The organism is Engelhardtia mirabilis (genome assembly GCF_007748095.1).
GTDB lineage: Bacteria > Planctomycetota > UBA1135 > UBA1135.
In genome coordinates, this window is sequence record NZ_CP036287.1 from 2,698,954 (window position 1) to 2,712,926 (window position 13,973).

The 13,973-nt window shown below is 68.6% G+C and carries 10 protein-coding genes; 8 read left to right on the forward strand and 2 right to left on the reverse strand.

Translation table 11 applies throughout. From position 1 onward, the window contains the following. Positions 1 to 33 precede the first annotated feature (33 nt). Positions 34 to 1,557, reverse strand: a complete 1,524-nt coding sequence (locus tag Pla133_RS09885; protein WP_145070829.1) for an alanine/glycine:cation symporter family protein — start codon at positions 1,555 to 1,557, stop codon at positions 34 to 36. Positions 1,558 to 1,954: 397 nt separating this feature from the next. Here Pla133_RS09885 and Pla133_RS09890 point away from each other — a divergent pair, with 397 nt between their 5' ends. Together Pla133_RS09890 and Pla133_RS09895 are read left to right on the forward strand one after the other, a co-directional pair. Next, the gene (locus tag Pla133_RS09890; protein ID WP_145064747.1) at positions 1,955 to 4,726 is read left to right on the forward strand and encodes an FG-GAP repeat domain-containing protein; all 2,772 of its coding nucleotides are present in this window, start codon (positions 1,955 to 1,957) and stop codon (positions 4,724 to 4,726) included. Positions 4,727 to 4,867: 141 nt separating this feature from the next. Then, positions 4,868 to 6,226 (forward strand): hypothetical protein, encoded by a 1,359-nt coding sequence (locus Pla133_RS09895; RefSeq protein ID WP_145064748.1) that lies wholly within the window; start codon positions 4,868 to 4,870, stop codon positions 6,224 to 6,226. Between the two features lie 21 nt (positions 6,227 to 6,247). On the opposite strand, the gene Pla133_RS09900 is transcribed toward Pla133_RS09895, so the two are convergent. Further along, positions 6,248 to 8,851 carry a carboxypeptidase regulatory-like domain-containing protein gene (locus Pla133_RS09900; RefSeq protein WP_419192318.1) on the reverse strand — a complete coding sequence of 868 codons (2,604 nt, stop codon included), beginning with the start codon at positions 8,849 to 8,851 and terminating at the stop codon, positions 6,248 to 6,250. 909 nt (positions 8,852 to 9,760) lie between these two features. Here Pla133_RS09900 and Pla133_RS09905 point away from each other — a divergent pair. The 6 genes from Pla133_RS09905 (at position 9,761) to Pla133_RS09930 (ending at position 13,944) form a co-directional block, all read left to right on the forward strand. Beyond that, positions 9,761 to 10,021 (forward strand): hypothetical protein, encoded by a 261-nt coding sequence (locus tag Pla133_RS09905; RefSeq protein WP_145064750.1) that lies wholly within the window; start codon positions 9,761 to 9,763, stop codon positions 10,019 to 10,021. A 158-nt stretch (positions 10,022 to 10,179) separates the two neighbouring features. Next, positions 10,180 to 11,301 carry a cytochrome-c peroxidase gene (locus Pla133_RS09910; RefSeq protein WP_145064751.1) on the forward strand — a complete coding sequence of 374 codons (1,122 nt, stop codon included), beginning with the start codon at positions 10,180 to 10,182 and terminating at the stop codon, positions 11,299 to 11,301. Further along, positions 11,291 to 12,133 carry a cupredoxin domain-containing protein gene (locus Pla133_RS09915; RefSeq protein ID WP_145064752.1) on the forward strand — a complete coding sequence of 281 codons (843 nt, stop codon included), beginning with the start codon at positions 11,291 to 11,293 and terminating at the stop codon, positions 12,131 to 12,133. The genes Pla133_RS09910 and Pla133_RS09915 overlap by 11 nt, the downstream gene beginning before the upstream one ends. Continuing rightward, on the forward strand, positions 12,133 to 13,038 hold the full coding sequence (locus tag Pla133_RS09920; protein WP_145064753.1) for a hypothetical protein: 906 nt from the start codon (positions 12,133 to 12,135) through the stop codon (positions 13,036 to 13,038). The genes Pla133_RS09915 and Pla133_RS09920 overlap by 1 nt, the downstream gene beginning before the upstream one ends. Then, positions 13,013 to 13,492: a hypothetical protein gene (locus tag Pla133_RS09925; protein WP_145064754.1), complete on the forward strand. Its 480-nt coding sequence runs from the start codon at positions 13,013 to 13,015 to the stop codon at positions 13,490 to 13,492. The genes Pla133_RS09920 and Pla133_RS09925 overlap by 26 nt, the downstream gene beginning before the upstream one ends. After that, positions 13,489 to 13,944 carry a hypothetical protein gene (locus tag Pla133_RS09930; RefSeq protein WP_145064755.1) on the forward strand — a complete coding sequence of 152 codons (456 nt, stop codon included), beginning with the start codon at positions 13,489 to 13,491 and terminating at the stop codon, positions 13,942 to 13,944. The genes Pla133_RS09925 and Pla133_RS09930 overlap by 4 nt, the downstream gene beginning before the upstream one ends. The last annotated feature ends 29 nt before the right edge of the window (positions 13,945 to 13,973 follow it).

Sequence of the window (13,973 nt, forward strand, 5' to 3'; positions counted from 1 at the left end):
ATGGGCGTTGCTGTGGGGGGCGCGGCGCGGCGCTTACTTGTAGGTGGGCATGTCGCCCGAGCGGAACAGCTTCCAGTAGTCGTCCAGGTCCGCCTTCACGCCCCCCGCCAGGAAGTAGATCCCGAAGATGTTCGGGATACACATGGCCATGATCATGGTGTCGCCGAAGGCGAGCATGTTGGTGGCGGAGAGGATCGAACCGAGAAAGGTGAAGGCCAGGAAGATCAGCTTGTAGACGATCGAGCTGCCCTCGCCGAACAGGTACGACCAGCAGCGCTCGCCGTAGTAGGACCACGAAATCATGGTCGAGAAGGCGAACAGCGCCACGGCGATCGCGAGCACGTACTTGAAGCCGGGGATGACCTGGTTCATCGCGGCCGAGGTCAGGGCGGCGCCGTTGTTGCCGTCGACGAAGTGGGCGTACTCCGGGTTCTCGTAGGCGCCGGTGATGACGATCACCAGGGCCGTCATCGTGCAGACCACGACCGTGTCGATGAAGGGCTCGAGCAGCGCGACGATGCCCTCGCGCACGGCGTAGGGCGTCTGGGCGGCGGAGTGGGCGATGGCCGCGGAGCCGACGCCGGCCTCGTTCGAGAAGGCCGCGCGCTGGAACCCGACGACCAGCACGCCGACGAAACCGCCCCAGGTCGCACCGGGGTTGAAGGCGCCCTCGATGATCTTCATGAAGGCCGTGGGGATCTCGCTGAAGTTGACCACGAGGATCGTCAGGGCCGCGAGCACGTAGACCCCGCACATGGTCGGGACGATCTTCTCGGCCACGTTGGCGATGCGTCGGATGCCGCCGACGATCACCAGACCCACGGCGAAGGTCATGACCGCGCCGTAGACCCAGCTGTTGTCCGCCAGGAAGGGGATCGTGGCGCCGATCGCGCCCAGGCTCTGGTTGACCTGGAAGCTGTTGCCACCGGCGATCGAGCCCCCGATGCAGAGCACCGCGAAGAGCACCGCGAGGGGGGCGCCGAGCGTCCCCAGACCCCTCTCGCGCAGGCCGCGCGAGAGGTAGTACATGGCGCCGCCCATCACGTGCCCGTCCTCGCGCACCTCCCGGTACTTCTGGCCCAGGGTGCACTCGACGAACTTGGAGCTCATGCCGAGGAGACCGGCGCAGATCATCCAGAAGGTCGCGCCCGGGCCGCCGATGCTGACCGCGATCGCGACCCCCGCGATGTTGCCCAGACCGACCGTCGCCGATAGCGCCGCCGAGAGGGCCTGGAAGTGGGTCACCTCACCCTCGGCCTGGTGGTTCGGGTCGGTGTACTTGCCGCGCACGACGTCGATGGCGTGCTTGAACCCGCGCAGGTTGATGAAACCCATGCGGATGGTGAAGAACGTCGCCCCGATGATCAGCCAGACCACGGCGAAGGGCACCGTGCGGGGCGACCCGTCGGCCTTTGTCCCGATGAACGGGAGTGGGTAGAAGACCAGGTTCTCCAGCGCGCCGTTGATCCCACCGAAGGTGTCGTCGAGGGCCTGCTGCCAGGCCGGCAGCTCCCGGACGACGGGATTCTCGATCGCGTCGCCCGCGCCGTCGACCATCTCGGCCGCCCCCTGGGGCGGGGGAGACTCGCTCTCCTGGGCCGACGCGGGGGCGTGGAGCAGGGCACCGGCGCAGAGGCCAACCAGGAGGAGCTGGGCGAGGAACGAGCTGAAGTTGCGTCGGCGCATGGGATGGGGCAGGGGGTCCGAGGTCGCGAGATCGTGCCAAGGGGGCCCGGCCGGTGCCAGGACGGCCCTTCCAACCGGCCTGGTCGTGCGGTTTGGCCCGACCTCCAGCGGGAGTCGAGAGTTGCGGAGACCCCTCGAGAGAGCGCTCCTTTCGCGACCCGCTTCCGAGTCGCCGGATAGGATAAAGCGGCTACCTATTGACCGGACCCCCCCCTCGACCCGGCATTCGCCCCACCTCGCGGCCTCGTCCGTACCTGCTCCAACAGCCATGGCCAAGTTCTCTCGTTCCGCAGCCTGCCCCGCGCTCGCGGCCTTCACCCTTCTCGCGGCCTCCGGCCTGGGTCAGGCCCAGACGGTCGTCGTGACGACCCCGCCCCCCGGCTCGCAGACCAGTCTGGTGAGCGCCGAAGTCGAGGGCCTGGTGGTCGGCCTGCCCGGCCCCGCCCCGGTCTCGTCGGTCTTCGTTCGGACCCGCTACCCGAATGGGACTTCCAACCCGCCGATGGCCAAGGACGGGGCCTACACCCCCGGCGTCCTCGGTTGGGAGTACGACCTCGACTGGAACGAGCTGACCGGCCTCGGGACCTGGAAGGGCCGCTGCCAGTGGCTCGCCAGCGGCACGAACTTCATGGACGTGTACCTGCCGACGGACACATTCGGCTCGCCGTCCTACACCCAGAGCCTGGTCTTCCAGGGCGCGGGCATCAACGTGTCCGACGTGATCGCGGCCATCCACCCCGTGCAGCGCACGGTCGACGTGGTGCGTGCCGACGGTAGCGACGGCGCGATCGAGTTCCTGATGGACGTGTTCAACACGACCCAGAGCCAGACCTACACGGTCGACGTCGAAGCCAAGATCGAGCTGCCCAGCGGCCAGATCGTCCAGCTCCCCATGGGCGGCCCGGGCATCGACGCGGTCAACTACACGATCATCCCCGGCGACTTCCAGTACACCTCCGTGGTGGACCCGGATGGAATGCGGTTCGCCTTCGACCTGACCCAGGCGCCCTTCCCGCAACCCGTGCAGGAGGGGGCCTACCGCATGGAGGTCTTCGTCTACGACGGCCCGGCGCTGATCTACCTGGACGAGGACGTCGACTTCTGGGTCACCGATCGCAGCGGCAAGGACTTCCGCGACGTCACCCGCGGCAGCGGTCTCGACGAGGTCTACCTGACCGGTGGCAACCTGCCCTCGGCCGGCAACGGGATGGCGGCCTTCGACTACAACAGCGACGGCCTGACGGACATCTTTTTCACCAACCCTGCCAGCGACAAGGCGTTCATCGCGATCGGGCCCAACTGGCCCTTCCCCGGTGGCCGCAACTACCTGATGCAGAACAACGGTGATGGGACCTTCACCGACGTGACGGTTGCCGCCGGTGTCGATGGCGATCCCACCGTCGGCTCCTACGGTGCCGCCTGGGGCGACATCAACAAGGACGGCTACAACGACCTCGTCGTCGGCAACCGCGACAGCGCCATCTACACCTACCGCAACAACGGTGACGGCACCTTCACCGACGTGGCCCTCAACTCCTTCGGCGGGCCGACCTCCGAGTGGAACATGGTGCCGCGACTGGGCGACTACGACGCCGACGGTGACCTCGACCTGTACATCGGCAAGTACATGGGCGGGTTCAACACGACCTGGGCGGTCACGGGCGATCGGGACCGTCTGTTCCGCAACGAGTTCGTCGAAGGCAACCTGGATCCGACCTTCACCGACTGGCCGCTCTTCACCGACGTGACGACCGTGTCCGGCACCGGCAACTTGGGTCTGGCCCTGGCGGCGACCTTCGCCGACGTGAACAACGACGGCAACCTCGACATCGCGGCCCACAACGACTTCGGCGCCTTCGCCATCCCGAACCAGCTCTACATGGGCGACGGTGCGGGCCACTTCATCGAGTCGGGCGCGACCACGGGCTACGACAAGCGCGAGTTCTCGATGGGAGTCTCGCTCTCCGACCTCGACCGCGACGGTTGGCTCGACTCCTACTCGTCGAGCATCGGTCGCAACTCCCTGCTGCTCTCCAACGGCGACGGGACCTGGACCGACTCGGCTACGGGCTCCGGCGCCGAGGGCGACTTCATGGCTTCCGGCCCCGAGGCCGACGGCCTGAACCTCGACGACAACTGGGGCATCATGTCCTGGGACTACGACCTGGATCAGGACACCGACCTCTACGTGGCCGGCTCGGACCTCTCGGTGGGCTACAACATGCCGATCGCCGAGCTGCACCCGGACTCGGTGTACGAGAACGACGGCACGGCCCACTTCACCCGTCGCGCCGTGGACCTGGGTCTGGCCAACGGAGCGCGGACCCGCTCGATCCTGTCCATCGACGTCGACCTCGACGGCGACCTGGACGTGATCACCTCGGCCGAGAACGAGGGCGTGACGTTGATGCGGAACGACCTCGTGACCACCAACCACTGGCTGCGCCTGCGGCCCAGCACGTGGCGGTCGGCCCCGGGCGGCTTCAACACGAAGTTCACCGTCAAGACCCCGGGTGTGACCCAGTACGGCGAGGTCATGACCGAGTCGGCCCACGCGACCTCGCCCGACAACACCCTGACCTTCGGGCTCGGCCCGAACACCAAGGCCGAAGTCGTGGCCCAGTGGCCCCGCGGCGGCTCGACGACCTGGTTCACCCGCAGCGGTGACACCGAGCATCTCCTGTACGAGACCGTGATCCAGGTCGCGGGCGGGATCGACGGCTCCGTCAACACGGGCAACATCCCGGACCTGAAGGTCTTCGGGCCCCCCGGGCACTTCGCCTTGGCGGCATTGGGCAACCCGTTGGTCGGCTTCGGCCTGCCCCTGCCCACCGGCGGCTCGCTCGACATCTTCCCCTTCTTCGACTACCCCCTGGCCCAGATCCTGCCCTTGAGCGGCAGCGGCGAAGCGAACTGGATCCTGGGTCCGGTGCCGGCCTCGGCCTCGGGCCTGGTCTTCGAGTTGCAGATGGTGACGCTCAACCCGGCCACCCTGGTCTTCGACTCGAAGTCCGGTGTGAGCACGTTGACGATCAACTGAGCCGAGTCCGCGCGCGCCGGCGGCCCCGTCCTTTCAACGAAGGGCGGGGCCGTCGGCCGTTCGGGGACTCGAAAGCTACGGGCCGTCGGAACGTAGGGCATCATCTGCGACGACCGCGGCCACCGGGTCGCGCACCGAACCATGCTGCAATCGAACCACCATCGCCTTCCCTCCCGTGCGGCCTCGACCTTCGCCCTGACTCTGGGCGGCCTGGGCTGCTGCATCTCGCTCACCGCGTGCTCCGGCGCTTCGGCCCAGGAGCCTGCGCAGAGCGAAGAACTCGCCGCGATGACGAAACTGGCGCGCGAGATCCAGGTCGAGGTCGCCGTGCTGCGCGGGCTCGACTTCAACGCCGACGTGCCGGTCGAGATCGCGACGTTGGAGGGCTTCAGGGCCTACGCAGCGGAGCGCATGGAGTCGGTCGGGAACCAGACCCAGCGTGAGGCCCAGGAGCTGGGCGCCAAGATGCTGGGGCTGATCCCGACCGAGATGGACTACTGGGGCGAGACGCTCGAGATCCTCGGCGGTCAAGTGGGGGGCTACTACGACCCCGAGCGCGACACCTTCTCGATCATGGCCGGGGTCACCGGCGCACTGGCCCAGAGCGTGCTGTCCCACGAGCTGGTGCACGCGCTCGACGACCAGCACTTCGACCTCGGCGGGGCCATGGAGAGCCGCGCCGAGGACACCGACCGACTGACCGCCTACCACGCCGTGGTGGAGGGCTCGGCGATGGTCGTCCAGACGGTCTGGACCATGCAGCACATCGGCGACTTCTCCGCCGCCGACATCGCCGAGATGAGCGATGTGACGCCCCAGGAGCTGTTCGAGACGGCGCCGTACATCTGGATGCCGGTGCTGTTCTCCTACCTGCGCGGTCAGTGCTTCCTGCAGCGCACCGAGTCCCTGCTGGCCGCCCAGACGCGCAAGTTCGATCCGGCCGACCTCGACCGGGCCTTCCGCGAGCCGCCGACCTCCACCGAGCAGATCCTGCACCCGGCGAAGTACTGGGATCCCGAGCAACGGGACGAGCCCGCGGTCGTGCGCGTCACCGCCCCTGAAGGCAGCGTTTGGCAGCCGGTCCACAGCGAAGTTCTCGGCGAGTTCGGGCTGCGCCTGGTCGCCGCGGCGCCCGACTCGATCGAGGTGCCCGACGCCGCCAACCCGATGTCCTTCCTGTCGATCGAGTTCACGTCGGACGAGTCCGATGGCTGGGAGGGCGACTGCGCCCAGCTCTTCGAGCGCGACGGGGCATCGCTGTTGGTGTTGGCGACGGTGTGGGAGACCGAGATCGACCGGGACGAGTTCGCCGAGGCCATGGACGCCCGCCGCGACGCCCTGTTGACCGCGGCCCAGGCCCTCGGCCGACATCGAGGCACGACCCTGGCCAGCGTCGCTGCGCAGCCGGTGGGCGAGCTCGAGTTCCAACTGGTGATCGGGATCGGCGTGGGCTCCCCCGACTTGGTCGGCACGGGCTTCGAGGTCGTGATCGAGCGCTGACCCTCGGTCGCCGGCCCGACCTCAGGGGAACCGCAGATCCAACCGGGTCGTTTCCCCGGCCGTCACCTCGGCCCGGGCCTGGAGGTCGTCGTCGGGGTTGCCGGGGCCCTGCGGCAGCACGCGCAGGTCCCAGGTTCCCTGCGCCAGACCGCCCAGGGCGACGGAGCCGTTGACGATGGAGTCCACACGGCGGTCCTGCCCCTGGGTTCCCCGGCGGGTAGCCTCCGCGATGTAGCGGCGCGGCGCGGAACCATCCGGATTGGCGACCGACACGAACAGGGTTCCGCCCACAACCAGCTCGAGATCGACGTCGCCGCAGACGACATCCCGCGCGACCTCGACCGGGCCGGCAGTGCCGGCGAGGTACTGGCCGCCCCAGGCCACGACGGTCAAGGGCGTGTCGGTCGGGACGCCGCGCAACACGTAGCTCCCGTCCGCTTCGGTGGTCACGCGTTCGACTGCGGGGACGCCCTCCTGCTCCATCAAGTACCGCTCGGGTCCCGTTCGGCCGGGCAGGGCTCGGATGGTCAGGTTGCTGAGGGACCCCGGCACGAAGCCGCCCTCGAAAACCGCGACGCGCATGCCCGGCAGCGCGGCGCCCGACGCGTTGCGTACCACCCCTCGGATCTCGGTCACTGGCAGGTCCAGGTCGAGTCGGTTGTCGCCCGGACTCAGCAGCAGCTGCTCCTCGTGGGCGGAGAGACGATCTGGATGGGTGATCCGCAGCAGGTAGCTGCCGACCTCCAGGGGCGGGAAGCGATAGGTCCCCTCGCCGATCGAGGTCGTCGAGGCCGCTGCGGGTGAGCTGGCGTCCCCCGGGTGGAGGGCCAGGCGTGCGCCGATCAGAGGGCGACCGCTCTCGGTGACCTGCCCGGTGAGCTCGCCCGTCGCGGGGGCGTGGACCGCCACGGTCGCCGTCTCACCGTCGACGACGTCGACCTCGACCCAGCCGCCTGTACCGGGCTGCTCGAAGTCGACGATCATCGACGAACCCGACAACAGGGTGGGGCTGATGGAGCGGCGCTCGAGGCGAAATCCGTGGCGGCCGGCTTCGAGTCGATCGATCAAGACTCGGCCGGACGGGTCGGTGACGTGGCGACGGCCCGTGCCCGGCGGCAGTGGCATCCGGGCGGCGTCGCGCTCCGCTGGCGGGCGGCGCTCGATACGGACATTCCGCAGGGGCTCGCCGTGCTCGTCGAAGGCCTCGACCAACACGGAACCTCCGGCGACCAGCAGGGCCTCGTAGTCCAGCAGCGGCTCGGAGGGTGAGACTTCGATGCCCTCGACCTCCAGCACGGCGTGGTGTGGCGACTCGACGCGCAGCACACACGGACCCAGCGCCGGTGCGGTCAGCACGGCGACTCCGGCAGAGTCCGTGCGCTGGACTTCGGCCAGGTCAGGGTTGCCGCTCTGCAAGCTCGCCTCGCCCCATTGCGCGGCGATAGCGTGCTTGAAGCGCCGTTCCGATGCGGCGAAGGGGTCGTCGCGCTGGGGACTCAGGGAGACGCTGGCCCCGGCGACCGGTGAGCGGTCGGCGGCGTCGAGCACCGTGACCCTCAGGGTTGGCACCGGCTCCAGGAGGATGTCGCCCAGCGAGAGCTCTGCACCGGGCACCAGGGCGATGTCGCGCAGCTCGCGTTGGGCGAATCCCGCGGCCTGAATCGTCAGCTGCAGGCGATCCTCCTCGTCGAAGGTCCCCAGGTCCTCCAGGAACACGCGCCCGCCCGGGTGCACCGAAAGGGGCGTGCCGTCGAAGTCGAGCAGCGGCCGCTGGAGCGCGTCGCCGTAGTGCACGACGAACTCCGAGAGGGGAGCTCCCGTCCGCCCGTTGAGGACCCGGAAGGAGAGCCCGGCCCCGGTTGTGTAGGCGAGGAGCACTCCGCGCTCGCCGGCGGATGCACGTGCGGACTCGGAGCGGACCAAGGCGCCGGCGAGGGCGCTCGGAGCGTTGTCGTACTGCCGCTCGAAGGCCTGAAGCTCGTACTCGCGGCCAGCGAGGAGGCCGGTCAGGGCGAAGCGACCTTCCCCGTCCACCGCGGCCATCGGGGTCCGGCGAAGCCCGGGAGCCTCCAAGGCGTCGTCCTGGCCGAGGGGTGACAGGCGGGCCTGGACTCGGACTCGTTCCAGCACGAACGACGGCGCGCCGGTCACGCGACCTTCGATGTCGGCACCCCGCTCGAGCGCGAACTCGAGACCGCTGCGCCGCTCGCCGGGTCGCTCGGCTCGGCCGTGGAAGTAACCGGACGGATGGCCCGCGGCCGTCACCTCGATCGACCACGGACCACAGGCCAGGCGGTCGATGGTGAAGGTCCCCGCGGCGTCGGAGGTTGCGAGGGGCGCGGGTGCCAGCAGGGCCGCGTCTTGGGTCGGGCCTCGTTCGTTCCGCAGCAACCGCAGCTCGGCTCCCACCACCGGCGCTCCGTCGAAATCGACGACCCTGCCTGCGATCTGCGCGCCCTGCACCAGGGCGATGGTCCGCAGCGTGGAGTCTGCGGCGAAGTCGCCGGTCAGGTCGTCGTCCTCGTAGGGAGCGAAGCCCGCGGCCAGGACCGCCAGGCGGAGGATCTCGGTGGGGGTGGCCGCGAGCTCGAAGCTGCCATCGGCGTCTGTCAGCGCCTCGCTCACGCCAGGTTGTAGCCGCGCGTTCCCGCGAGCACCGATCGCGGAGGGAGAGTCCGCATGGACGTAGTCCAAGGGCAAGCCCGGCCGCCCCGACGCCAGAACCCGCGCACCAGCCACCGGGTTCCCCGACATGTCGACCACGTGCCCCCCGGTTCCGATCGTCTCACCCTGCGCTGCGTCGTACGAAGTCGGCTCGGGCGAGGCCAGTGCTCGGGACCGACCGCCGGGTCGCTCGAGCTCGCCCGGGGCACCCAAGGGGCTCGGGTCTGAAAAAGCCGGTGTACCGACAGCGCTCGGGATTGCGCCACTGCTTGCCCTCGAAGCTCGGGCGTCGCCGTCGTCATTCTTCGGCCAGAACACTCCGCCGATCTTCGGCCAGAACACACCGCCGATCGTCACGACCAGAGCCGCGACGAGAATCGAAAGACCGGCCCGATAGTTCATTCTGATCTCCCTCGAGCGCGTCCCCAGGGCCAATCTCCGTCGGTTGTTCGAGGAGCAGCGGGAGGGGCAGCGCAAGTTCTGTTCAACGACTTCCCATCGCGAGGGCGACTTGCCCGTCGTCGATCGCCATCGCTTCAACGCTTCGATGCCGAGCCGAGCTTAGCCCGATTGCCGAGGGCCGCGAGGACTTTGTGGCGCGACCGGCCGACGCGCGAGAGCGGTCGATCGAAGCAGCCGTTGGGCTTTCGTATGTCGCCTGAATACAGCTTTCTTTGAACGGACATTGCTACTTCGAAAAGCACAAATCGTGCCACTCGACTTCACCGGCTTTTCTGGAATTGGATGCACTTGCGAGCCATGCAGGTGTGGCTAGCATCGCGATCGCTTTCCCGCAGGCTTCTCCCCGATTCGGTGTACGGCCTGCACTCAATGAACTGCCCGACGTGGGCATCTACGAAGGAGACTTTGATGAACGCACTCAAGAACTCGATGAAGGTCGCCGCCCTGACCTGCCTCTTCAGCGGCGCCGGCATGGCCGCTCTCGTCAGCGCGCAGGACGACACGCCGCCGGTGCCCCCGGGCTACGAGCACACCGGCGTCAAGTGGCACACGGGCCAGGTCGGCTACCTCGAGAAGCAGAACGACGACGGCACGTGGGTCCACACCGGCATCAAGGTCTACAAGGTGGCCTACAAGCTGAAGAAGATCGAAGTCGATCCGACCAAGTGAGACGCCTGACGTGACGTCCACCCGCCGGTGAACTCGAGGTCACTCGGCGACGTGGGCGCAGGTCGCGGAGGGATCGATCGATCCCCCCGATGCCCGGGTTCCCCGCGAACTGAGCGGGGAACCCGCGGCTGCGCTCGAGAGGACGGAGGGGTTCAAGCATGCACGCGATCGACCTTGCTCGGAACAACGGACCAGCGCTCTTGGGGGCGAGTCTTGCCGTGGTGGCAGTCGTTGTCTTTGCGGCCATCCGCGCTGGCTCGCCCCAGGCGGCGTCGGCGCCCAGCGCGGATCCGAATCGTTCCCTTACTCCGCTCCTGGTCGACAGGGTTCCACTGGGGCTGGATTGGGAGCCGGCGTCCTACCGCGGCCGAACCACGATCGAACCGGCCACGGTGGCTCTCGGCGAACGGTTGTTCTTCGACCCGCGCTTGTCGCGGTCCGGGCAGATGACTTGCGCGACCTGCCACCAGCCGGAGCGAGCCTTTACGGACGGCCGGGCCCTCGGCCGTGGCGACTCCGGCGAACTCGTGGGACGCAACGCCCCGACGATCCTCAACCGCGGCACCGGGACCCACCAGTTCTGGGACGGCCGAGCCGAGGACCTCGCCGCCCAGGCCCTGGGACCGATGCTCTCCGAGGTGGAGATGGGGTTGACCCACGAGCTGTTCAGCGAGCGCTTCGGCTCGGACCCCGAGATGGTCAGAGAGTTCCGCGAGGTCTTCGGCTCCGGGCCAGACCTGGAGCTCGCCGCCCGCGCCATTGCGGCGTTCGAGGCCACGCTGGTCACGGCGAATTCCCCCTTCGATCGTTTCGAGTGGGGTGGGGAGCGCGAGGCCCTCTCGGAGGCCGCCCAACGCGGCCTGCGCCTGTTTCGTCAAGAAGCTGGCTGCACCACTTGCCACACGGGAACCAACTTCACCGATGAGCTGTTCCACAACCTCGGCGTCGGTTTCGACGGCACGTCCAGCCGGCCAGGTCGCTTCGCCGTGACCGGGGACCACGACGACCTGGGGCGCTACAAGACTCCCACCCTTCGCAACGTGGAGCTCACGGCGCCCTACATGCACGACGGGAGTCTGGAGACCCTCGACGATGTGCTGACGTTCTACAACGAGGGCGGCCGAGCCAATCCGAACTTGGACCCGGAGCTGCGGCCCCTCGACCTTTCGCCGGCGCAGTTGGAAGACCTGCGGGCCTTCCTCGAGAGCCTCACCGGCCCGGTCTTCCGACTGGACAGCGGCCTGTTCCGTGAGGGAGCAAGGGACGGACATGCAGACTGAGCGCAATCGAGTCGCCGCCCGGGCCCTGGTCGCGCTCGCGACCATGGCGGCGGGATTGGTCGTCGGATGCGGCGCGGGCGATGCCGTCGAGCCCGCAGTGGTCCGGGCCGAGGCTCCCCTTGGCCGCGGCAGTCTGCGCTGCGAGGTGAGGTTGGTGGGTGAGGCGCCCGATGCGCCGCTGATCGTGGCGGACAAGAACGTGGAGCACTGCGGAGCCGAGCTGCGCGACCCCGTCCTGCGCGTCCAAGGCGGACGGATCGCCGACGCTGTCGTCTCGGTGGATCCGGGCGAGCAGGTCGCTGCCGGTGAAGCCCTGCACCTGGACCTGCGTTCGGCGGGCTGCCTGTTGGAGCCCCGCGTGCAGACCGCACCGGTGGGCAGTCGACTGCTGCTCACGAACCGCGACAACATCACCCACAACCCCCACGGCTGGCTCGATGGCGAGCGCACTGTGTTCAACGTGACCCTGGTGGACGAGGGCGTATCGCTCGAGCGGACCCTGCGCGATGCGGGCGTCTACCGCATCGACTGCGACACGCATTCGTGGATGCGCGCCTTCATTCACGTGTTCGACCACCCCTTCCACGGGGTCACGGGCAGTGAAGGTGAAGTACGGATCGACGGGTTGCCGGCTGGCCCCCGAGAGGTCGTGATCTGGCACGAGGTGCTCGGCTCGCGTCGGATCCAAGTCCAGATCGAGCCGGGGCGCGAGACCGCGGTCGTGGTCGAGTTCGAGGCGATCGACACCCGATCCGTCGAGCTCACGCCCCCGGGGATGGAGCCTTGGATCGCGCGGATGGATCCGCTCGAACTGCAGGAGGATCACAACTGATGGGCAAGTCCGCCGAACGATGGTTCAGCTTCGACTCCATCTGGGTCCAGCTCGGCCTGGCGTTGTTGCTGGCGACGACCTTCACCCTGACCTTGGGGCCGCGCCTGCTCGCGGCCCACGAGCCGGCCCCTCCACCGCCGGTGCTCGATCGGATGGTCACCACCGAGCGTCCCCGCGGGCTCTTCGACCTGGAGGACCTCATCTACATGGTGAGACCCGCCGAGCTCGGCATCGGATCCTGGGAGCCGGGTCAGTTCGCCGACTACCGACTCCTCGAACGCGGGGACGAGAAGCAGCCTGGTGAGGAGCGATACCTGCGTGACGTGCGCGCCGAGGTGCTGCGTGAGGCCGATCCCGCCGATGCCTACACGGCACAGTTCGGGATGGCCTTCCGCCCGATGCACTGGCTCCGGATCGCCGGTCTGCACGCCTTCCGCGGCAGGCTCGAGGAGACCTACCGACTGGCCAACCCTCGCGACCTGCGCATCACCGAGGCCACGCCGGCGGTGTCCTACCAGGACGGCTACATCCCCTTTGTCAGCACCGAGGGGCCGCAGGAGATCACCTCGGGCTACGAGTTGCGCGAGGGCCAGCAGGTCGAACTGCAGGTGGGGGATGGGAGCCTGCCCTGCAGGACGTTCGAGGTCTTCCTCCTGGATGCCGGTTCGGAGTCAGGTGACGAGTTGGTCGGCAAGCTGTGGTTCAGCGCCGACGTGGCCCCCCTGGGCATCGTCCGGCTCCAGACCCAGCGCGAGGCGGTCGAGTTGATCGCTTGCGGCAAGGGGGGCGAGGCCGCCTTTGCCGCGGACATGGCCCCCCTGATCGAGGGGGCATCGACCTTCACCGGCTTCTGCCACGCCTGTCACGGAGAGACCTTCCATGAGCGCATCTACCCGCCCCATTGAGTGCGAGCGTCGGCCGGCGGGGCGCGGCGCCCGGGGTCGGATGCTCGGCGTCGCGGCCCCCCTGGCACTGCTGGCATTCACGGGTGGTGCCCAGGACTCCGGCGGCGGCACCCGCATCGAGTTCGACTTGCACGGCGAGTTCGTCTTCGACGTCGACCTGACCGAGGACTTCTACCACCGCTACCGCGCAGGCCTGTTCGTGCCCGAGAGCGAGCCGCTGGTGATGCGCGCCACGACCCTCGACGACGACGGCGACGTGATCATGGCCGGCGGTAAGTACCTCCGCTTCACCTGGGACCAGGGCACCTTCGACGTGCGCATCGACCGCAACGGCCTGGTAGTGCTCCACATGGACGACCAGGCTGCGATGAGCCACCTGACCACCGTGCTTCCGCCAACCGTGTCGAGCATGGCGCGGGAGTTTCCCGAGTACCCGAACCACCCGATCCAATGAAGCTCTGCCGAGGTGCAATCCTGGCCGTGGCCCTCTCGGTCCTGCCCTTGGCCGGCTGCGGCGTGGCCGGAGCCCAGGACCAGCGCGAGTTCCGCGGCCCCTTCCCCCTGGCCGAGCTGATCGCCGCGGGCGTCGAGCAGGTCGGTCCGGACACGGGGGTCGAGATCCGCATGGAGGTCAGGGGCGCGGACGGGGCGGTGGTGCCCTACGCCCTGGTGCAGCTCGACTGGGGCGATGGCGGACGCACCGCCTTCCAGTCCGACGTGGAGGGCGTGTTCTGGATCCGCTTCCCGCCCTTTGCGCTCGACTCGGAGGCCGTCGTCTCCCTCCGGACCATCCCGCACGGCACGGATTTCGTCGTCGAAGACTACGCGAGCTTCAGCCGGCCGCTCGAGGGTGGGGTCGCCGCGGTGCGCTTCTCGAGCTACGTACCGGCGGCGACGCGCGGCTGATTCGGACGCGACGGGCGAGGTTCCTGCGC